At 39.2% G+C, this 20,597-nt stretch carries 19 protein-coding genes; 5 read left to right on the top strand and 14 right to left on the bottom strand.

Translation table 11 applies throughout. The features are described from left to right. The first annotated feature begins 442 nt into the window (after nt 1-442). Nucleotides 443-1,729 (top strand): MFS transporter, encoded by a 1,287-nt coding sequence (locus CSB87_RS19000; protein ID WP_004887307.1) that lies wholly within the window; start codon nt 443-445, stop codon nt 1,727-1,729. A 39-nt stretch (nt 1,730-1,768) separates the two neighbouring features. On the opposite strand, the gene CSB87_RS18995 is transcribed toward CSB87_RS19000, so the two are convergent. From CSB87_RS18995 to CSB87_RS18960, 8 genes are read right to left on the bottom strand one after another with little or no spacing between them, the layout of a single operon-like run. After that, entirely contained in the window at nt 1,769-2,050 is a 282-nt protein-coding gene (locus CSB87_RS18995; protein ID WP_001167101.1) for a gamma-butyrobetaine hydroxylase-like domain-containing protein, read from the bottom strand. Continuing rightward, nucleotides 2,034-3,032, bottom strand: coding sequence for a HEAT repeat domain-containing protein (locus tag CSB87_RS18990; protein ID WP_031952528.1), 999 nt, complete (start codon nt 3,030-3,032; stop codon nt 2,034-2,036). The genes CSB87_RS18995 and CSB87_RS18990 overlap by 17 nt, the downstream gene beginning before the upstream one ends. After that, complete coding sequence (locus CSB87_RS18985) at nt 3,029-3,868, bottom strand: ABC transporter ATP-binding protein (RefSeq protein WP_004887310.1); 840 nt, start codon at nt 3,866-3,868, stop codon at nt 3,029-3,031. Before CSB87_RS18985 ends, CSB87_RS18990 begins: the two co-directional genes overlap by 4 nt. Nucleotide 3,869: 1 nt before the next feature. After that, nucleotides 3,870-4,724 (bottom strand): ABC transporter permease, encoded by an 855-nt coding sequence (locus CSB87_RS18980; protein WP_004887311.1) that lies wholly within the window; start codon nt 4,722-4,724, stop codon nt 3,870-3,872. Nucleotides 4,725-4,758: 34 nt separating this feature from the next. Next, a complete protein-coding gene (locus tag CSB87_RS18975; RefSeq protein ID WP_004887312.1) occupies nt 4,759-6,189 on the bottom strand; it encodes an ABC transporter substrate-binding protein in 1,431 nt (476 codons plus the stop codon). A 19-nt stretch (nt 6,190-6,208) separates the two neighbouring features. Next, nucleotides 6,209-6,454, bottom strand: a complete 246-nt coding sequence (locus tag CSB87_RS18970) for a 4Fe-4S dicluster domain-containing protein (protein WP_004887313.1) — start codon at nt 6,452-6,454, stop codon at nt 6,209-6,211. Nucleotides 6,455-6,474: 20 nt separating this feature from the next. Further along, nucleotides 6,475-8,208, bottom strand: coding sequence for a fumarate reductase/succinate dehydrogenase flavoprotein subunit (locus CSB87_RS18965; protein ID WP_004887314.1), 1,734 nt, complete (start codon nt 8,206-8,208; stop codon nt 6,475-6,477). Nucleotides 8,209-8,236: 28 nt separating this feature from the next. Next, entirely contained in the window at nt 8,237-8,980 is a 744-nt protein-coding gene (locus CSB87_RS18960; protein WP_004887315.1) for a GntR family transcriptional regulator, read from the bottom strand. Between the two features lie 241 nt (nt 8,981-9,221). Between CSB87_RS18960 and chrA the strand changes: the two genes are divergently transcribed. Next, complete coding sequence (chrA, locus tag CSB87_RS18955) at nt 9,222-10,571, top strand: chromate efflux transporter (RefSeq protein ID WP_004887316.1); 1,350 nt, start codon at nt 9,222-9,224, stop codon at nt 10,569-10,571. A gap of 18 nt (nt 10,572-10,589) precedes the next feature. Here chrA and CSB87_RS18950 read toward each other — a convergent pair whose 3' ends face one another. After that, nucleotides 10,590-11,444 (bottom strand): helix-turn-helix domain-containing protein, encoded by an 855-nt coding sequence (locus CSB87_RS18950; RefSeq protein WP_002050074.1) that lies wholly within the window; start codon nt 11,442-11,444, stop codon nt 10,590-10,592. A 166-nt stretch (nt 11,445-11,610) separates the two neighbouring features. Here CSB87_RS18950 and CSB87_RS18945 point away from each other — a divergent pair, with 166 nt between their 5' ends. After that, nucleotides 11,611-12,528 carry a DMT family transporter gene (locus tag CSB87_RS18945; protein WP_004887318.1) on the top strand — a complete coding sequence of 306 codons (918 nt, stop codon included), beginning with the start codon at nt 11,611-11,613 and terminating at the stop codon, nt 12,526-12,528. Between the two features lie 30 nt (nt 12,529-12,558). Here the strand turns inward: CSB87_RS18945 and CSB87_RS18940 are convergent, their stop codons facing one another. The 4 genes from CSB87_RS18940 to CSB87_RS18925 form a co-directional block, all read right to left on the bottom strand. Further along, entirely contained in the window at nt 12,559-13,563 is a 1,005-nt protein-coding gene (locus CSB87_RS18940) for a homoserine dehydrogenase (protein WP_004887320.1), read from the bottom strand. Nucleotides 13,564-13,672: 109 nt separating this feature from the next. Then, nucleotides 13,673-14,464, bottom strand: a complete 792-nt coding sequence (locus CSB87_RS18935; RefSeq protein ID WP_004887322.1) for a sulfite exporter TauE/SafE family protein — start codon at nt 14,462-14,464, stop codon at nt 13,673-13,675. Nucleotides 14,465-14,658: 194 nt separating this feature from the next. Continuing rightward, on the bottom strand, nt 14,659-16,314 hold the full coding sequence (locus tag CSB87_RS18930) for a bifunctional protein tyrosine phosphatase family protein/NAD(P)/FAD-dependent oxidoreductase (RefSeq protein WP_004887324.1): 1,656 nt from the start codon (nt 16,312-16,314) through the stop codon (nt 14,659-14,661). 12 nt (nt 16,315-16,326) lie between these two features. After that, complete coding sequence (locus tag CSB87_RS18925) at nt 16,327-17,022, bottom strand: MBL fold metallo-hydrolase (RefSeq protein ID WP_106105129.1); 696 nt, start codon at nt 17,020-17,022, stop codon at nt 16,327-16,329. A gap of 191 nt (nt 17,023-17,213) precedes the next feature. On the opposite strand from CSB87_RS18925, the gene CSB87_RS18920 reads away from it, so the two are divergent. Both CSB87_RS18920 and CSB87_RS18915 read left to right on the top strand, forming a co-directional pair. Next, nucleotides 17,214-18,485, top strand: coding sequence for a sigma-54 interaction domain-containing protein (locus CSB87_RS18920; RefSeq protein ID WP_004887328.1), 1,272 nt, complete (start codon nt 17,214-17,216; stop codon nt 18,483-18,485). Nucleotides 18,486-18,554: 69 nt separating this feature from the next. Further along, a complete protein-coding gene (locus CSB87_RS18915; protein WP_004887330.1) occupies nt 18,555-19,466 on the top strand; it encodes a bestrophin family protein in 912 nt (303 codons plus the stop codon). Nucleotides 19,467-19,513: 47 nt separating this feature from the next. On the opposite strand, the gene CSB87_RS18910 is transcribed toward CSB87_RS18915, so the two are convergent. Continuing rightward, a complete protein-coding gene (locus CSB87_RS18910) occupies nt 19,514-20,572 on the bottom strand; it encodes a 2,3-butanediol dehydrogenase (protein WP_004887332.1) in 1,059 nt (352 codons plus the stop codon). Between the last annotated feature and the right edge of the window lie 25 nt (nt 20,573-20,597).

The following is a 20,597-nucleotide window of genomic DNA, read 5'->3' as shown; positions in this document are numbered from 1 at the left end:
ACATTCTGTATTTTTTCGATTAAGTGAATTTTGTCCGAATTTTTGAACTTATCATTATATAAATTTTATTTATTTTCTTGAGAATTGAGACTATAACTTTTTAAGTATTATCAAATATTCAAATTACACTTAAGCTCAAAATGGAACCTAAAAAGGAGAAAGAGAATAGAAAAAATACTGGTATTAAATTAGCTCAATGATTTTAAATATAATTCATTATCAAATTGAGCGTAAGGAAATGTTCGATCATTGGTTAAAATATCTTTAAATCGAACAAAAGGACGTAATCTCACTAGAAACGAATTTTAAAATTAGAAAAAATGAATGGTTAGGAATTTTAAGGACGTGCTCAGGGCTGAGTGATTTTTAATATTTTATTCTCTTTTCTGTTTAGCATACCTAAAAAATTCCTAGTTTTTGTCTACAAAACGATGGATGTAATATGACATATACTCAGGAAGAAAAACGTAGTCGAATAGGTGGGATTGTAGGCGCAGCCTCTGGTAATTTAGTCGAATGGTTTGATTTTTATATTTATGCAGTATTTGCTGCTTACTTTACTCAAGCTTTAACCGCACCTGATATGGATAGTACGACCAAGTCTATTTATGTTTGGGGGGTATTTGCAGCAAGCTTCTTTATGCGTCCGATTGGAAGCTGGCTATTTGGTCGTATTGCAGATCGACATGGCCGAAAGAAGTCGATGATCATATCAATTTGTCTTATGGCTTTAAGCTCCTTTTTATTTGCAGCTTTGCCTACTTATGATCAAGTCGGTTTATTTGCCCCTTTTCTGTTACTGCTTGTTCGTTTACTTCAAGGCTTATCAGTGGGTGGTGAATATGGCGCCGTTGCCACTTATATGAGTGAATTAGGCTTAAAAGGTCAGCGTGGTTTTTACTCGTCTTTCCAATATGTCACCCTCTCTGGTGGTCAATTGCTTGCAAGCTTACTGGGCGTTATTTTGTTGACGTTCTTAAGTGAACAACAATTACATGATGGCGGCTGGCGTATTCCGTTTGTTATTGGTGGTATCGCAGCAATTTTATCTTTGCTTGCACGTAGTCGTTTAGAAGAAACGCTTTCTCATCAAGACAGCGAACGAAAAGAGTCTGGCAGCTTAAGAGAACTCTTTAAAAAACACTGGAAAACCTTTTTATTGGTGGTTGGATACACTTCTGCCGGTTCATTAACGTTTTATGTAGAGACCGTTTATTCAAAAACCTATTTAACCAACTTAGGGATGCATGGAAAAACTGTTGGTTATATCATGACCTTCGCGCTATTTGTTTATATGTGTGCTCAACCTGTATTTGGAGCAATTTCGGACCGTATTGGGCGACGCTCTTCAATGTTGGCATTTAGCTTATTGTCCGCCATTTTTATTTATCCAGTCATGGTGATCGGGATGCGTGCCTATATAGATTCTCCGATCATCATTACATTGCTACTCATCTTTATGATGATGTTACTCAGCTTCTATACTTCCATTAGTGGTTTGGTAAAAGCTGAAATGTTCCCACCTCATGTGCGGGCTTTAGGTGTAGGTTTCTCGTATGCAGTAGGTAATGCGCTGTTTGGTGGTTCTGCACCTTCAGTTGCCTTACAGTTTAAAGCTGCCGGAATTGAAAATACCTTCTTTATATATGTGATAGTCATGCTGATTATCTGTTTCTTATGTAGCCTTGCGCTTCCGAAAAAACCAGATTATTTAGAACATGATCATTAATTAAATAAAATGCCTTCTGTCCCAAGCAGAAGGCATCTTTTATCCCTTAGCAAATTCTTTTAAAAAAGCCCACGGAAAAATCCCTTTATCATGCCCATCACTAAAGCAAATTTGGGCCCCATAACCTTGATCAAACATAGCTGTCACTTCAACATTTTGATGCTCTATTTTAATTTGTTTAATCCGCTTCGCTCGGCAAAAGCCACATGGGCAAATTTCCCTTAAACTTTGATGACTCAAACATACGCTTGAGCCATCGGTCCATATAAAGTGAACCTGCTTATTTATAGTGTCGACACGGATATCAGGTCTGATTTGCATACTTCACCTCACCAATTTGATTTAATCCAATACGAATCGCTTTTCGTACTTCAGGATCTGGATCATTTTGATGTTGTTCCAATAACGTCTGAGCTTCTGATGTGCCGATTTCGCCGAGTGCTAAAGCGACTTCTTTACGCAAGTTACTAATTTCATGCTTAAAGTTATCAGACAAATGAGCTACTGCTAGATGCGATTTGAGTAGTCCCAAGCTTCGTACTGCTGCAATACGTACTTGCCAATACAAGTCTGATACAGTATGAATTAAAGGAGCTTCGAGCTGAACAATACGTAATTTTCCAATCGTGAGCGCAGCTTCCACTCTTAGTTGCCAACTTTCCGAAGTTAAAGAATGTTGAAGTGCTTGGATGACCTCAGTTGATATACTCTGACTATAAGCCAAACCACCTGTTGCAATACGGCGGACCTCATCATCTGTATCTGTTTCTGCAATTTTTGCCAATATCGTAATCGCTTGGTCTTGTTGTAACCAACTTAATGCACTGACTGCCTCACGGCGCACAAATGCATTTTTATGGTGTACTAAAGCAGATATCTCATCAAATAATTGCTGTGGTCGTAAAGGTTTTAAAGCACGCAGAATTGCACTAAGAGCAAAAGTATCCGTATGCTTTAAATAAGGCGCAAGGATTGGGGCTGATGCCGCATTTTTCACTTCACTTAAACTTTGACTGGCAGTTTGTTTCACATTCACATCTGTATCAAATAAAGCTTGAGCCAATACTTGTAAACTGGTTGGATCTTCCCAACTTTCTAACTTTTTTGCTGCCTCTTGACGAACTAAAGCTGAAGAATCGTGTTGCAATGCTGCATGCAACCAAGGGAGTAAATCCGGATTTTCTTCATCGCCAATATTCATTAAAGCGACAAAGAGAATCTTTTCATCTGGGTCATTGAGCTGCGCAAGAAATTCCTGATTATATTCATCGAGGTCATCTAAAGCTTGATAATAAAAACTCATTCGTATTCCTTAATTTGTGATTTCTTTCCAAGCCCTAATGGATTTAAACGTCTTAACTCTTCTTGTTGAGTAGCTTCTTTTAAAGTCTGGATGCAATGTTTTTTAATGGCTGTAAATTCACTACTTGTTACAAGCTCAACATCTCGTGGACGTTCAAACTTAAGTGGAATTTCTTCAATAATTCGTCCTGGGCGATGGCTCATAATCAACACTCGATCGGCTAAAAAAAGTGCCTCATCAATATCGTGGGTAATAAATAAAACCGACGTTTGGATTTCTTGCCAAATTTCGAGTAATAGCATTTGCATTTTTAAACGAGTTTGAGCATCTAAGGCACCAAAAGGCTCATCCATTAATAAAATGCGAGGTTGATTAATCAGTACTCTCGCAATTTCAACTCGTTGCTGCATACCACCAGAAAGTTCGGCTGGAAATTTATGTTCAAAGCCTTTAAGTCCGACCAGATCAATCATTTTCTGAGCTTGTTCAATACGCTTTTGCTTAGCAATGCCCTTCATTTTCAAACCAAAAGCAATATTTTCAAGCACGCTTTTCCATGGAAATAAGGTATGTTGCTGGAACACCAAACCTCTGTCTGGATGCGGTTCAAATATCGATTCATCATCGACCGTTAAAGACCCAGAACTAATTGGTAAGTGCCCTGCCAAAGCACCTAATAATGTTGATTTACCGCAACCCGATGGGCCAAGTAAACAAATAAATTCGCCCGGTTGTATTTCGAAATTAATCCGATCTAGTGCCTGAAAACGATTTTTAGCTTGCCCTAAATGTAGCGATAGATTTTGAATACGAACATGGCCTTGTGTAATTGACATTTTAAGACTTCCTCAATTGATACCATGGAGTAAATCGGTTTCCAATCACACGCACCAATGTACTGCTAAACATACCTAACGCTCCGATCAGCACCATGCCAACCACGATATTGCTATAGTTTTGCAAGGTGAAAGATTCCCATGTGAAATATCCAATTCCATGTTGCCCAGAAATCATTTCGGCAGTCACTAAACAGAACCAACAAGTACCCATTCCAATAGATAAACCAGTAATAATGTTCGGTAATGCACCTGGAATAATGACTTCATGAATGATGGCAAGATCAGAAGCGCCTAGACTTTTTGCAGATGCAACGAGTCTTGGGTCAACTGCACCAACACCATGTACGGTGTTTAATAAAATTGGAAATAAAGCCCCAATAAACGTAATAAAAATCATGGAAGCTTCTGATGAGGGAAAAATCAGAATTGCTAAAGGAATCCATGCAACTGCTGGTATTGGACGTAATACTTCTAATGGTGGCATTAGAAAGGCAGCCAGTTTTTGGTAACGTCCTGCCAACAAACCAATACCTACACCAATTAGAGCCGCAAGCACAAAACCAATCACTACACGAAACACACTAGATTCAACATGTTCAAATGCAGCGCTGAGTTGAAAAAAAGCCCATAGCGCATGAATGACATCTAAAGGTGTCGGGACATTGCTAAAGTTCACAAAGCCTAAATTTACTTTAAACTGAGCAAGTCCTTGCCAAATTGCTATCCAAAAAGCTATAGATGTGAAAGCAATGACATAGCTTTTCAAACGCGCTGGATATGATCTCAACTGCCGAAAAAATTTAATCAAAAATGTAATTTGGTTATTAGGTTTTGTCTGGGCTAAACTACTCATTTGTTACCTCCTGCTCATTAGGTAAGACAACACATCAGCTCTGTGTTACAAGCTGAATAGCTTTAAAGTCATATACTTTTCCGCCCTGTTGTTTAGCCCATTTTTCAGCATCATCTTTTAATAAAAAGGCTTGAATTTTTCCTGCTTTGTCTGTGGCATACCATGCCAAATTAGCAAGTAACTTAATGTCGGACTGATGATCTTGGCTATAAACCACACGTACCGTTTTTCCATTGGCTTGTATTTTCTTTAAATCAGAAAAAGCATGCTCAGGCGTTTCATAGCTACGCACTTTTTCTTCACCCTTTACCCAAATTTGAGTCACCCGATCAAATGTCTTGATGGGTTGGCCCGTTAATGCGTCATTGGCAACCAAAGGTGATTTTGCATAGTCGGCCAGTTGCTGGCTGTAATTAAGTCCGGATGCCTGAAATGCATCCTTAATATATTGATTATCAATAAATTTATTTACATCAAGCGTACCGTCGTTTTTGCCTAAAACTTTTAAGGTGTCTATCGCGATTTGAGTTGCTTTTCGATATTCAGGTTTCCACGTTAAGTCACGAGTTTGCAGATCTAAAGGGCCATGAAATAGATAAACAACTTCAGCAGGAATACCGGTTTTTTCAGCAATCAGTTCACTATATTTTTCAGGTTGCTCGCGAATCAAACGATTCGCTTCAATGGCTGCTTGTAAATAAGCCTTTATAACTTCTGGATGCTGCTGTGCATAATCTTTGCTGGCAAGCGAACCATGAAATGTCGGTGATTTTGCTTGTGAACCATCATAGATTTTTTTGGCAAAACCTTGGTAAGCAAATAACTCGCCAAATGGTACGAAGTCAGCATGCGCAGCAATCTTATGACTTTTTAAGGCAGGCCCTGCTACTTCTGGCGCCTGAGCAATCACTTTAATATCTTTATCAAGTTGCCAGCCTTCTGCCTGAATCGCTCGTAGCAACAGTCCATGAGCAGTTGAGGCAAAAGGTACAGAAATGGTTTGTCCTTTTAGTTCTTTAAGCGATGTTACTTTTGAGTCAATTGGAACAACAATCGCATTGCCGCTACCATTAATACTGCCTGACAAAGGGGCTAAAAATATGCTTTCTTTGCCAGCTTTTTTAAATGCCGCTAAATTATTCACAGCAGGAAAGTCAGCCATTGCTCCCAAATCTAGACGCCCAGCTACCATTTCACTGGTAAGTGGTGCACCAGAGGTAAAGTTTTTCCATTGAATGTCATATTTAACGTGTTTATATTTACCATCTTTAGGCAAATATTTTGGTAATAAATTCAATTCACGAATGAGCAGCCCACCTGTTGCACAGTTAATGGTCGTGTCTTGTGTACCAATGGCGACACGTACAGTTTCTGTTTTACTGCCGCACCCCAAAGTGCCGAGTACCATGGCACCAATTAAACTACTGAGTAATAGTTTTTTATTGATCAATTTATTTTGTCTCATGTTGCGTATTCCAAATTAATTATTTGAGTAGGTATGGGATATTTACTTTGACTGCATCTGTTGGGCAGTCCTTTTCGCAAGGCATGCAATACCAACATTCATCAAATTGCATATAAGCTTTTTGGGTTGTTGGGTCGATTGCTAATAAGTCCATTGGACAAACATCTACACAGACAGTGCATCCTTTATCAGCAATACATTTATCCTCATCGATAATGACGGGTGCGACAGTACGGTGCTGTACTTCTTTAAAAATAAAAGTCATGATTTGAATTCCTGATTTATTTAGTCTGCTAGAGCAACATCTTTTTGAATGCGTAAACGGTCATACGACACAGCTTCATCTTGATTAATCGGAACCACATAAGGCTCGATTGGCCTTTTGAAACTGACCATGTTGCCCTGTTCATCTTTTTTCAAATGCGCATGACAGAACCAATCCGAGTTATTTTTTTGAGGGAAATCTGCTCTATAGTGGTACAGTCCCCAGCGGCTTTCTTCTCTAAACAGTGAAGCTCTTGCTGCCATTTCCGCGCAATCTCGAATAAAAGAAACTTCAGCGGCACGCATCAGCTCATGCGGGTTCCTTGCAGAAATTCGCTTAATATCTTGTTTAATTTCTTCAAAACGCTTGAGCCCAATTTCCATTTTTTGGCGAGTTTTAGGGGGCTGCAAATAGTCATTTACAAAACGGCGCAGCTTATATTCCACTTGTTCTGGAGGTAAACCTTCTGAGCAATTCAGTGGCGCAAATATTCGAGCTTTTTCTACTTCTATTTCACTTTGGTTTAATTTGCTATCTTGAACTGCACTCACGTATTGCGCGGCATTTACACCTGCAAACCAACCGTAAGTAAATGCACCAAGCATATAGTTATGAGGTACGGCCGCCATATCGCCAGCACTGTATAATCCCTTAACTGAAGTCTCAGCTTTTTCATTGACCCATACGCCAGAAGCACTGTGTCCGCTACAGAAACCAATTTCTGAAATATGCATTTCCACCATATCTTGACGATAATTGGTTCCTCGGCCCTCGTGGAAACGTCCACGGCTTGGGCGCTCATTGGTATGTAGAATCTCTTCAATGGTTTGAATGGTTTCTTCGGCCAGATGATCTACTTTTAAATAAACAGGGCCATTACCACTTTCCAGTTCTTGGTAAAACTCCCACATCATTTGACCACTCCAGTAGTCACATTCAATGAAACGTTCACCTTTACTGTTAGCGGTATAACCTCCTAAAGGACCAGTCACATAGGCACAAGCTGGACCGTTATAGTCTTTAATCAACGGATTAATCTGGAAGCACTCTAAATTGGCTAGCTCAGCACCGGCATGATATGCCATTGCATAGCCGTCACCTGCATTGGTTGGATTTTCATAAGTACCCATTAAGTAGCCGGAAGCTGGCAAACCTAAACGCCCTGCGGCACCACAACATAAAATGGCAGCTTTCGTTTTAATGACATAAAAGTCACCACTACGACAGTCAAAACCGAGTACACCATTGATTGCACCTTGCTCATTTTTTAAAAGCTTTGTGGTGACAATCCGATTATTAATTTTGACTTGAGCACGCTTTAATTGACGATATAAAACTTTTTTAACATCATGTCCTTCGGGCATTGGTAAAACATATGCCCCCATGTGATGTACTTTTTTTACTGCAAATTCACCTGTCTCATCTTTTTCAAACTTAATGCCCCATTGATCGAGCTGTTGAATGGTTGTGAAACTATGCTTCGCATATGCATATACAGTGCTTTGGTTAACTACCCCATCATTGGCAATGGTAATTTCTTTGGTGTATTGCTCAGGTGTCGCATATCCCGGAATAACAGCATTATTCAGCCCATCCATTCCCATTGAAATTGCCCCACTGCGTTTTACATTCGCTTTTTCAATGAGCAAGACTTTTAAATTGGGGTTTTCTTGTTTTGCTTTAATCGCAGCCATTGGCCCTGCAGTTCCACCACCAATCACTACAATATCAAACTCAAGATATTTAGTTTCCATTGTAAAATCCTTATTTTTATTTGAGTTATTAACGATGAATACGTAAACGGTACTGGAAGGTATCGCCTGAGAAATAGAGATATTCATAGTCAATCGGTTGACCATTTGCATCGTGAGTCAAACGTTCGACCCGTAATACCGGAGTTCCGATTTCGACTTGCAACAAGGCCGCTAATTCCTCATCCGCTACAGTGGCATCAATACTTAAATCTGCATGCCCTAAAGGAATGTCACATTCTTGTTCTAATGCTTTGAAAATATCGGTTGTGCGTAAATCAATCGCTTTTTCTTTAAGTTTCAAACCAATATGTTCTGGCAAATAAGTCAACTCATACGATACTGGCTGACGGTTGAGTAAACGAACACGCTGAATTTCATACACATTGGCTTTAACAGGTAACTTTAATTTCGGTACTACATGCATCGGGACCTGCCTAAGCTCGGCCGAGATGACACGGTTTAAAATTTCGTGACCAGCAGATGACATTGCTTCTGCAAAACCTTGCAAACTTGAAATGTTCTGGAACGTTTTTGGCTTGCTTACAAAGGTCCCTTTACCTGGCACCTTAAAAATATAGCCTTCCAACTGTAATTGGTTGAGTGCTTGGCGAACTGTGATTCGGCTTACACCGAACTGTTCAGCAAACTCGTTTTCAGATGGAATTTGACTCAGTACGGCGTATTCGCCATTTACAATTTTGTTAAGGATGAGTTCCCTTAACTGATCGTAAAGAGGCTTATGATTTTTAGCATCTGGGGGTAGCTGGCTCACGGCTTACAACCTGTTATAACAACTTGAGCAAATAATGTTTAAAATGTTTCAGCTTTGGAAATAATTTAAAGCGATAACTTTAGTTAAAAAAATAATTTCAATGAATATCAATAAATTAATTAATAGCTATCTATAAAAGTTAAATGGTTATCATAAAAAATACATTTGTGTTTGTTATGCTATAAAACATACTCCGTTGTGCCATAAACGTAAAAATTACTATTATTTTTTAGGGGATAATATGCAACAAAAACAATTAAATACCCCTGATGATTCAGTGGAACAAGTCACCTTCTGGCAATCCTTCTTATTTTGGCTCAAGCTTGGTTTTATTAGCTTTGGGGGGCCTGCTGGACAAATCGCTGTGATGCATCAGGAATTGGTTGAACAAAAGCGCTGGATATCAGAAAAAAGATTTTTACATGCACTGAACTATTGCATGTTGTTACCTGGACCTGAAGCGCAGCAATTAGCAACTTACATTGGTTGGCTTATGCACAGAACTGCGGGAGGTTTGGTTGCCGGTATTTTATTTGTATTACCCTCTTTATTTATTTTAATTGGGCTGTCTTGGGTTTATATAAAATTTGGAGATGTTCCTGTTATTGCGGGTATTTTTTACGGGATAAAGCCTGCCGTCACCGCAATTGTTTTCCATGCGACATACCGTATAGGTAGTCGTTCGCTTAAAAATAAGTTTTTATGGGTCGTCGCAATTGCGGCGTTCTTTGCCATCTTTGTCTTAAAGCTTCCTTTCCCGCTTATCGTTTTAACCGCTGGTATTGCAGGTTATTTAGTTAGTAAAAAGTACCCTGAGCTACTTTCCTCAACTGCTGGTCATAAAGCTAGTCAAAAAGATTATGGCCCAGCATTTATTGATGATGAGACTCCGACACCAGAACACGCTAAATTCCACTGGTCACGGTTAGCCAGACTTATTTTTATAGCAATCATTTTATGGTTATTACCCATTTTAGCTTTAGGCGTATATTTCGGATGGCATCACTCTTATACCCAAATGGCATGGTTCTTCACTAAAGCTGCGCTGCTTACGTTTGGGGGCGCTTACGCAGTTTTACCTTATGTCTATCAAGGCGCTGTCAATCATTTTGGATGGCTTTCACCTACACAAATGATTGATGGTTTGGCACTTGGTGAAACTACTCCTGGTCCACTGATTATGGTCGTTGCCTTTGTTGGTTTTTTAGGAGGTGTTAATCATTCACTACTTGGTTCTGAGCATCTATTTTTTGCTGGAGCACTCGGTGCAGTTATTGTGACTTGGTTTACCTTTCTATTTTCATTTGTCTTTATTTTTGCGGGTGCGCCGATTATTGAGTCTACACATAACGAAATTAAATTTACTGCACCACTCACTGCAATTACCGCGGCTGTGGTCGGCGTCATTTTAAATTTAGCACTATTTTTTAGTTATCATGTGTTATGGCCACAAGGCTTTACAGGGCATTTTGACATTGTTGCAGCCCTCATTACTCTTGCTGCATTTATTGCTTTATTCCGATTTAACATTAATGTGCTGTATGTCATTTTTGCTTCGGCACTGATTGGTTTAGGGGTTTATCTTTTATAGAAATTAGTCATGAGTTCTTTAACGTAATTGTGAAGGACTCATGCCATAAAACTGTTTAAAACGATGGCTTAAATGACTTGCTGAACTAAAACCACATACTAGGGCAATGTCTTGTAAAGAAAGCTGAGATGACTGAATGAGTCCTTTTGCCTTAGTTAAACGTCTTTGCATGACATACTGGTGAGGCGCCATATTCATGGACTGTTTAAACATATGAGCAAAATGGTATTCGCTTAAATTCACAACATTTGCCAAATCAGACAAAGTGAGAGCCTGATCTAGATGATCTTCAATCCATTCCTGAATATATTTGAGCTTATGAGGTGCCAACCCACCTTTAATAATAGGCTGTTGCCATTGAACACTGCTGTATCTTCTAATTAAATGATTTAGCAATAAACTTGCTGTTGTACTCATTTGCAAATGATTTGAAGAATCTTGCCAATCGCAATCTAGCAAGAAGAACTGATAAAGTGCTCGAATCCGTTCATCGTCATTAAAGACAACTTCGTTTAACTCAATTTGATTAGGTTCTTTGTCCCATATTTTTTCGGCAACATCACGTAAATGTTGGTCTGTATAATACAAGTGAACAAATTTAAGCCCACCTCGTATATCCCAAGTCGACTCTTGATGCTCAGGCAACAAACAAAAACGCCCTGGCCCGCCACCATTTTTCCAGCCTGCAGGTGTTTTTTGATAACTTTCATAACCATCTTGGATATAGAGACTCAAAGTATGGTGGTCGCTACAGACACTTACACGATCTTGCTGATTAGACCAAAATGCAAGTTGCATATTTTCATCAAGCACCACAGTTTCGTGAAGCTTGGCTTTAGATTGCTGTAGCTGTTCTAAAGTTTGATAGGCCATGCAAAATTAAAACGAATATCATTGAGCTTAAGTTAACCATATTCAGTAAAATTCAGCTAGTTCAGACATATAAAAAACGCAAGATCTTGCATGTACTACACAAGAATATATACGTGAAAAATGAAGCATTCCTAGATACTTAAGCTTGGTAATCGAGGATGAAGTTATGAATATTTTACTCTATGTTGCGGTGGTGTTGATTTGGGGAACAACATGGATTGGAATTGCCGTTCAGAGCTATTATGCAACACCCGTCGTTGCAATTTTATGGCGTTTTGCCATTTCAGCCTTATTACTTTGGGTTGTTTTACTATTTTCAGGAAAATTACAGCGAATTGCTTTAAAAGATCATTTGTTCTGTATGCTGCAGGGTCTTTGTGTTTTTGGCCTAAACTTTATTTGTTTTTATACCGCTGTTAAATATGTAAATAGCGGTTTAGAGTCCGTCATTTTTTCAATGGCCGTTTTCTTTAATGCCATTAATGCACTTATCTTTTTTAAGCAGAAACCTTCTCCAAACTTTGCGCCAGCTGCACTTTTGGGTCTAAGTGGTATTGTTTTACTGTTTTGGCATGACCTGATTAATAGTCAGTTTAATGCACAGTTATTAATGGGTATTGGGCTATGTGCAATAGGCACTTACGGTTTTTCTTTAGGGAATATGATTAGTGTTAGACACCAAAAACGTGGCCTAAATATTTTTTCAACAAATTGTTATGCCATGACTTATGGGGCATTGGTGATGCTAAGTCTAGCTTTATTTACTGGACAAGATTTAATGCCGCCGATGAATTTCCCATTTTTAAGCTCGGTACTATACTTAGCTGTATTTGGCACAGTTATTGGGTTCTCTGCTTATTTTTCTTTAGTTGGACGAATTGGCGCAGCCAAAGCAGCCTATAGCACGTTGCTCTTTCCTTTAGTTGCTTTAACAGTTTCTACTTTCTTTGAAGGATATGAGTGGACTTTAAATGCTGTATTTGGAATTTTGCTAATCTTACTTGGTAATTACTTAATGTTTAGTAAGTTTGAAATTGGAAAGAAGTTATTTAACACCCAAAAAAATTGTGAAAAGCAGGCTTAAAGCCTGCTTTTTTATAAATCATAATTAATTTTAGTAGCCCGTTTTTAACATCAGCTCAAAATCTTTTAAAGCTGCGGCTGCTGTGGCTAAAGGCGCAGATGCCCCTCCACTGACCACAAATTCACCCATTTCTTGTGTTAACACCCGAATGCATTTTTGAGAACCTTGCAGATGAGCAAACGCATGATTTGCTCGGACTAACCTTAATTCAACACCTGTTTCAATTTGCTGATTTTTAACATGAATAAAACCGACCAGACGAGGAATTACATTTTCTTTTTTCCAGTCACGAATATGATCGGGTGTGACATGACCGATTCCTTGTCTTGGAATATCTTGAATTTTTATATCAGCCCCCAAAACAGTGTTGGCTAATATGGTAATTTTAGCCGCGGTATCCCATCCATCTACATCGAATGAACTGTCAGGTTCCGCAATACCTTTTGTTTGAGCTTTTTCAAGAGATTCTGCAAATGCGCATCCGTGTTGCAACATATCATTTAAAATAAAATTCGTGGTGCCTGTAAACACACCTTCTATTTCTAAAATTTGACAGCCTGCTAAGTTATATTCAAACAAATCAACAGTTGGTAAGGCAGCAGCTGTCGCACCGCTAAAAAATAGTTTTTTATTGTGCTGATGTGCCAAGTTAACTAATTTTTTACCATCTACGACTAAAGCACCTTTAGATACCGCAATCGCATTCATGTTGTGTGTTAAAGCATAATTTAAATAAAATAAGCCTTTCCCACCTGTCACATAATCACTGGGTCCGGTCTCAATAATGACATCTGCTTGAACCTGTTCTAAAAACTTTTGCTCTGTTAGACCTTCCTGAAATCGTGTTTTATCTAGCCACTTTGAAGTCTGAAAACCCTCTTGATCAATTAAGCCTGATGATGAGTTGCAGACACCCACTAAACGGGCATCAATTTGATATTTTTGTTTATAGTACGTCGATCGATTTAAAAGGAGCTCTGCAATTTGTTGTCCAATCCGTCCAAAACCGCAAATTGCCACGTTAACTCGCTTCATATCGCTTTCTCAAAATTTTAAATGCTTTAAATGAAATTTCCAAAGACAATTTAAACATCTTATCTCTGGAAATTTAGTATTCATAAGGATAGTTAAAATACTATATATCTTAGATATTTGTTAGATTAACAATCTTAATAACCATATAAATTGCGACAGCAAAAACCATTAAAGCAAAGACTTTTTGTACAATTGACGCTGGAATAAAACGAATAGCTTGGCGCCCTAATAACATACCAAATGCACATGCGAGTGCGAACGCACTAGTGATTGCTACTGGATAGTGAAAACCCTCTGCAATATGCATCACAATACTTATGCCACTAATAAGGAAAATAATCATAAGTGAGGTTGCAACAATACTATGCATATCCAAATTTGTGACTTTTCTAAGCGCTGGTACAATTACAAAGCCGCCACCAACCCCTAGCATGCCAGTTAAAAGCCCCGCAATAATCCCGATACTGGCAAGCACGCCACCAGTTTTAAAATTCCAGATAAAGCGTCCAGTACTTGGGTTGACCTGACACGGCGGGTTATGAAAATCTGATACTCGGTTACTAATAAGTCGATAACCCACTGTAAACATGACTAAGCTAAACATTAACATGAGCCAGACAGGTGAAATCGCGTTGGCAATTAAAATGCCGATATGTGCCATAGGTGCACCAATTAAGGCAATCCAAATAGCAGCGCGATAACGAACTATCTTTTTAAATAAGCCTTCAATAGTTCCAATGAGTGTAGATAGCGCAACAGCAAGCAATCCAATCGGCGCTGCTTGAGCCACTGTCCAGCCTTGACTTGTCATAAGCGCGGGTACAGCAAGAATACCGCCACCTGCGCCAGTAAGACCAAGTAAAAAGCCAATCACGATGCCTTCAACGACAAGTAATAACATATCAAAAGCCTAAAATTGCATATACATCATTTGCAGTAGACTGCTGGTTAGTGAGTGAATAGAGCTCGTCTTCCTGCGAAGCTTCAGTCGCTTCTCAGAACAAAGCGTTGCTTTGATTCACCCTCTTAACTCGAGCATAGTTCTCGTCTTCTTGCGAAGCTTTAGTCGCTTCTCAAGATAAAGCGTTGCTTTGTTTATCCTCGCTCAGGTTTGACCATCCACTCGCGGCCTTTGAGCATGCCTTGCCAATAAATTGGCGGTAAAATCTGCTCTTTAAGTAACCATGCCAAACGAGATGGCTTTTGCCCATCAATCACCCATTTTGGGAAACTAGGAAGCAATTTGCCGCCATAACCAAACTCAGCTAGAACGATTTTTCCACGCTCCACGGTGAGTGGACATGAGCCATAGCCGTTGTATTCACAGAAGTCCGGCTCCCCCTTGAGCTGCGCTATCACATTTACAGCAACGATTGGGGCTTGGGCTCGCGCCGCAGCAGCAGTTTTGGCATTAGGTGCATTCATCACATCACCTAAAGCAAAAATATTGGCATGCTGTGTGTGTTGTAAGGTTTGAGGATTCACACTCACCCAGCCTGCTTCATCAGTAAGAATACTTGCACGAATAAAATCAGGTGCTTGTTGCGGTGGAACAACATGCAACATATCGAAATTAGTTTCGATTAATGCTGCATTTTCATCATTCACGACCTTAAACCATGCTTTTTTTGCAGGCCCATCTACTTTGACCAGTTGATGATTAAAGTGAAGTTCAGAGCCATATTTTTCGACGTATTGCATGAGTGCAGGCACATATTCCTTCACACCAAATAAAACAGCACCAGTGTTATAAAAATGGATAGAGATATCTTTAAGTTTGCCTTGCTTTAACCAGTAATCCGCTGAAAGGTACATCGCTTTTTGAGGAGCACCTGCACACTTAATCGGCATAGGTGGCTGGGTAAAAATTGCCTTTCCACCGTTTAGCTGTTGCACAAGTTCCCATGTATACGGTGCTAAATCATAACGATAGTTAGACGTCACCCCATTTTTACCTAAGGTTTCGACTAAACCTTCAATGCCATGCCAATTCAGTTTTAAACCGGGACAGACAACCAATGCTTTATATTGGATGGGCTGGCATCCTTCCAAAATGACTTGATTATGTTCAGGGTCGAATCCGGCAACCGCAGCTTTCATCCATTTCACTTTTGAAGGAATCACACTTGCCATTGAGCGTGCAGTTACTTGTGGCTTAAAAATACCGCCACCGACCATGGTCCAACCCGGTTGATAATAATGGGTGTCTGCCGGATCAATAATGACAATATCTAAATGAGGTTCGCGAGACAGTAAGCTCGATGCTACAGAAATTCCTGCTGCTCCAGCGCCCACAATCACAACGCTATAACAAGGAATTGTCGCTGGTTCATAATCATGTTTTAAAATACGTGGCACTAAGCCTTTTAAGTTAAAACCAAGTTTGTTACCCGTTTCAACTAGCAGTGCTGCATCTTGTGGAGCAACTTCAGCCAAAGCCCACAAACTGATTGCACGCATACCAGAGCGACAATATGCTAAAACGGGCTTTTGGGCATTCTGATAAAGCTGCTTAAACTCGGTAACTTGTTGATCGGTAATTTTGCCACTGGTAACAGGTTGATAAATTACCTTTAGACTATGTCGCTGAGCTGCTTCTTCAATTTCAATTACATTGGGTTGATCTGCACCTTCTCCATCTGGACGGTTACATATCAGAGTTTTTATTCCTTGATCTGCAATTTTTGCAATATCGTCGACTGTAATCTGGCCAGCAACATAAAAATCTTGATTAACTCGTTTAAGTTCCATATTGCCACCTTCTTATGATTGTGAAATTGAGCCGCAAGCCTGATTAGCAGGAAGTGCTTTATCGATTTGTTTTGGATATGGCAGATTTAAGTTATTCATTAATTCAATAAAATCTTCACGCGAGCGATTCTGACCTAGACGTGAATTATTTAAGCGTTCATAACCAATTGTTGAAGACAGACGACCTTTATAATCGTGTCCCGGATACACAATAGTCTCGTCAGGCAAGCTAAAAAGTTGTTTATGAATACTGTCATAAAGTGTACCTGCATTACCTTGCTGGAAGTCAGTTCGACCACAGCCGTCAATTAATAATGCATCACCAGTGAAAATCATGTTTCCAACTAGGTAACTCGTACAAGCATTGGTATGACCTGGTGTGTAACGCGCTTCAATACTGAGGTTGCTAACTTTAAGCATGCAACCATCAGTAATTAAAATATCTCCGCAACTTACTTCTGAGTTTCGGTGTAAAACCGATTTGCAATGGAAACGTTCACGAAGTAAATTTGCAGCGGTAATATGGTCTGCATGAACATGAGTGTCTAAGGTATAGATGAGCGTAAATTGATGCTGCTCTAATTCTTTTGCATAAATCTCAATATCTGATGCGACTGGATCAATTAAAACAGCCTCTCGTGTTTCTTCACATCCAAGCATATATGTATAAGTCGAACTTTCTTTTTCAAAAAACTGCTTAAAGAACATGATTTATACCCTAATAATTTATTTCTTTCCTATATTTTGCAAATAAGATGCCAATTATTTAAAATTAAATAATAAATATAAAAATCAAAAGTTTAAAATAATAAGTAAAACTAAACTTAGAAAATGAACTCAGCTTGATGTTCCTATGAAACTCAAGTATGTTTCAATGAAACGATTGTGAAACATATAAAATGGCAAAGCTAAATTTTGAGTCAGAACAGAATTTTTATATTTTATTTGAGCAGCTTAAGGCTCTCTTCCCAAATGCGAGCCTGTTTTTAGCAGACACAACGACTCAAGCAATTCACTATAAATTTAATACAGACGATATTTCTGTAGAGAGTATGGCAGCGCTTACTCAAGACCATCACAATCAATATCTTGAGATCAATACTCCTAAAATGAGACAGCGATTTATCTATCAAGAACATGATATTTATATTGCCGAGCATCGCATTATCGGAAAGCTACATATTTTACAGCCTATTAACATAGAGAATGATATTGCTAATCAAGTAGAGCTAACAGAACAGTTGCAAGACTTGTCCAAGGTTTTTAATAGCTGCTCGCCAGAAATGACCCGTATGTTTTCAATTATTCAAAGAGTGGCAATTACTGAATTTCCAGTGCTTGTCCGCGGTGAATCTGGTAGTGGTAAAGAGCTTGTGGCAAAAGCAATTCATGATTATAGCCAACGTAAAAATAAGATTTTTGTAGCAATTAACTGTGCTGCTCTCAATGCCAATATTTTAGAAAGTGAACTATTTGGGCATGTGAAAGGTGCTTTTACAGGAGCAATTCGTGACCATAAAGGCGTGTTTGAACGTGCTGCTGGCGGAACGTTGTTTCTAGATGAAATTGCCGAGATTCCTTTAGAGCTGCAAGCTAAATTATTACGCGTATTAGAAACAGGGGAATTTACGCCAGTTGGTGGTGAAAAACCGATTCAGGCCAATGTCCGAATTATTACCGCAACACACAAAGCTTTACGCGAAGAAGCTAAGGCTGGGCGTTTCCGCCATGATCTACTCTACCGTTTGCGTGTGATTCCAATTTTTATACCCCCACTTAGAGAACGAAAAGTCGATATTCCTCTTATTGTCGATCAAATTTTAAAAGAAAGCTCAGCCCAACTCGAATCGATGCCTCGCCATATTAATCAAAAAGCCATGCAGGTTTTATTGAACTATGACTGGCCGGGAAATGTTCGTGAACTAAAAAACACTCTGCTTTATGCGTTAACCATGGCAAATGGTAAGGTTGAAATTGAAGTCAAAGACTTACCGAACGAGCTCTTAAATGCTGAGGATTACGTTAAATTACCCGAGACAAATACAGAGCTGAGCCCGGAAAATGTGCAAGCAGCTTTAGAAAAATATAACCATAACCTGAATATGGTCGCGAATATTTTTGGAATTAGCCGCACTACTCTTTGGCGATACAGACAAAAGCACAAGCTTTAGCTAGGTATTTAGCTCATCTAAGGCGTATCATATTGCAGTTGGTTAGGTCCGTTAGTTCAAAGGCTTTCTATGATTGTTCGCGATAAAAGCAGCGTTTTTAAACTCTTATTTGCATGGAAAGGAACTGTTCTACCCAAGGTTTTACCAGCACTAAGTTTTGTTGTACTTATTTCAGCATGTGTGGTCTGGCTCTCTTATTATCATTGGATTCAAATTCCTACCGTACCCGCGATCGGATTTACTATCTTTGGCGTGATTCTTTCCATTTGTACGGGTTTTCGAAATAATGCCTGTTATGATCGATGGTGGGAAGGTCGCAAACTTTGGGGCGCATTAATTGCCAATGCCAGACACATTGTTAGAGACAGCCATGTTTTATCCAATGAACAACGTGAACATTTAATTCATCAGGTCTTAATTTTTAGCAATTTATTGCGTGATCGCTTACGTCAACAAACCGCCGAACCAACCAAATTTCTTGAACATGCGTATTTAAATAACTCTTCACTCGATTATTTAAATGAGCATATTAATGCACCACAATTTGTACTCGAAAATATTCAAAAAGATTTAGTCAAATCTCTAAAAGACGGCGAAATTAGTGACATTATCTATAGCACTCTGACGCGTCATATTGTTGAGCTAGGCAATATTCAAGCGGGTTGTGACCGTATTGCCGGTACACCTTTACCCTACTCATATTCAGTACTTTTACATCGTGCTGTTTACTGTTTTTGTTTTATTTTACCGTTTAGCCTTGAAGCAGCTTTAGGTATTTGGACACCGCTTATTGTTGGCTTAATCGCTTATATGTTTTTAGGGCTAGATGCTTTAAGTGCTCAAATTGAAGAACCTTTCGGTTTGCAAGAAAATGATTTACCGCTTGATTCAATTGTTCGCTTAATTGAGCGAGAGTCTCTAAGCTCTTTAGGACAGCCATTACCTCCTATTATTGAAGCCAAGAACAACAATTTACTTTAATAAAAAAGAGCGAATCATCGCTCTTTTTTATAGGCTTAAGTACTTATTTATGGATGTACAATAATCTTAACTGCCGACTCATTGTTATGAATTAAGGTTTCAAAACCCTGTGAAATCAAATCATCAAGTTGGATGCGCTGCGTAATAAAAGGTTCCAGATTTATTTTACCTTCTTCGACCAGTTTAATGGTTTCTTGATGGTCATTTACATAGGCAATTGTGCCTCTTACATCAAGCTCTTTCATTACTACACTGTGCACATTAATTGATGCTGGATGGCTCCAAATCGAAACAATAACAATAACGCATGTTGGTTTCACTGCCGCAACCAAAGTATCTAATACCTTGTTAACGCTACTACATTCAAACGCGACATCGACACCATCGCCATTAGTGATTTTCATGACCTCAGAAACAACATCAACTTCTGATGGGTCTAAAATATAATCTGCGACTCCCGACTCTTTGGCTTTTTCTTTACGTTTTGCACTTAGCTCAGTAATGATAACCTTAAGCCCTTTCGCTTTTAAAATTGCCGAAAGTAATAAACCAATTGGGCCAGCTCCGCCAACCAGTGCAATATCACCAGCCTTTGCACCACTACGTACGAAAGCATGATGACCAACCGATAACGGTTCAATTAAGGCTGCCTGATCTAGCGGAATTTTATTGGAAATTGGGTGTACCCAACGGCGTTTAACCGCAATTTTCTCCGACAAACCACCGCCACGGCCACCTAAACCAATAAAGTTCATATTTTTGGAAAGATGATAATTGTCACCCGGTCCAGTCGGCACATCATCGGCCACAATATAAGGCTCTACGACTACATGCTGGCCAATTTCAATATCATCAACATCTTCACCTACGGCATAAACCACACCTGAAAACTCATGTCCCATCGTAATCGGTGCAGATTCGCCTGAAATAGGATGCGGATGTCCACACGGTGGAATAAAAATCGGTCCTTCCATAAACTCATGCAAATCTGTACCACAAATTCCACACCAAGCCACCTTTATACCTACAGTGCCGGGAGTGACTTCTGGTTCAGGGATATCTTCAATACGAATATCGCCTCTGTCATAAAAACGCGCTGCTTTCATTATTATCTCCCTCAAATCAGGATGT

This window comes from Acinetobacter sp. AR_0276 (assembly GCF_003000705.1).
In the GTDB taxonomy this organism is placed as follows: Bacteria; Pseudomonadota; Gammaproteobacteria; order Pseudomonadales; family Moraxellaceae; genus Acinetobacter; species Acinetobacter nosocomialis.
Note: the sequence above shows the minus strand (reverse complement) of the source record. Positions and strands in the feature narration are given on the sequence as shown.

Bases quoted from the DNA above. Each gene is read 5' to 3' on its own strand.
- CSB87_RS19000 (WP_004887307.1), top strand. From the start codon at position 443: ATGACATATACTCAGGAAGAAAAACGTAGTCGAATAGGTGGGATTGTA.
- CSB87_RS18995 (WP_001167101.1), bottom strand. From the start codon at position 2,050: ATGCAAATCAGACCTGATATCCGTGTCGACACTATAAATAAGCAGGTT.
- CSB87_RS18990 (WP_031952528.1), bottom strand. From the start codon at position 3,032: ATGAGTTTTTATTATCAAGCTTTAGATGACCTCGATGAATATAATCAG.
- CSB87_RS18985 (WP_004887310.1), bottom strand. From the start codon at position 3,868: ATGTCAATTACACAAGGCCATGTTCGTATTCAAAATCTATCGCTACAT.
- CSB87_RS18980 (WP_004887311.1), bottom strand. From the start codon at position 4,724: ATGAGTAGTTTAGCCCAGACAAAACCTAATAACCAAATTACATTTTTG.
- CSB87_RS18975 (WP_004887312.1), bottom strand. From the start codon at position 6,189: ATGAGACAAAATAAATTGATCAATAAAAAACTATTACTCAGTAGTTTA.
- CSB87_RS18970 (WP_004887313.1), bottom strand. From the start codon at position 6,454: ATGACTTTTATTTTTAAAGAAGTACAGCACCGTACTGTCGCACCCGTC.
- CSB87_RS18965 (WP_004887314.1), bottom strand. From the start codon at position 8,208: ATGGAAACTAAATATCTTGAGTTTGATATTGTAGTGATTGGTGGTGGA.
- chrA (WP_004887316.1), top strand. From the start codon at position 9,222: ATGCAACAAAAACAATTAAATACCCCTGATGATTCAGTGGAACAAGTC.
- CSB87_RS18950 (WP_002050074.1), bottom strand. From the start codon at position 11,444: ATGGCCTATCAAACTTTAGAACAGCTACAGCAATCTAAAGCCAAGCTT.
- CSB87_RS18945 (WP_004887318.1), top strand. From the start codon at position 11,611: ATGAATATTTTACTCTATGTTGCGGTGGTGTTGATTTGGGGAACAACA.
- CSB87_RS18940 (WP_004887320.1), bottom strand. From the start codon at position 13,563: ATGAAGCGAGTTAACGTGGCAATTTGCGGTTTTGGACGGATTGGACAA.
- CSB87_RS18935 (WP_004887322.1), bottom strand. From the start codon at position 14,464: ATGTTATTACTTGTCGTTGAAGGCATCGTGATTGGCTTTTTACTTGGT.
- CSB87_RS18930 (WP_004887324.1), bottom strand. From the start codon at position 16,314: ATGGAACTTAAACGAGTTAATCAAGATTTTTATGTTGCTGGCCAGATT.
- CSB87_RS18925 (WP_106105129.1), bottom strand. From the start codon at position 17,022: ATGTTCTTTAAGCAGTTTTTTGAAAAAGAAAGTTCGACTTATACATAT.
- CSB87_RS18920 (WP_004887328.1), top strand. From the start codon at position 17,214: ATGGCAAAGCTAAATTTTGAGTCAGAACAGAATTTTTATATTTTATTT.
- CSB87_RS18915 (WP_004887330.1), top strand. From the start codon at position 18,555: ATGATTGTTCGCGATAAAAGCAGCGTTTTTAAACTCTTATTTGCATGG.
- CSB87_RS18910 (WP_004887332.1), bottom strand. From the start codon at position 20,572: ATGAAAGCAGCGCGTTTTTATGACAGAGGCGATATTCGTATTGAAGAT.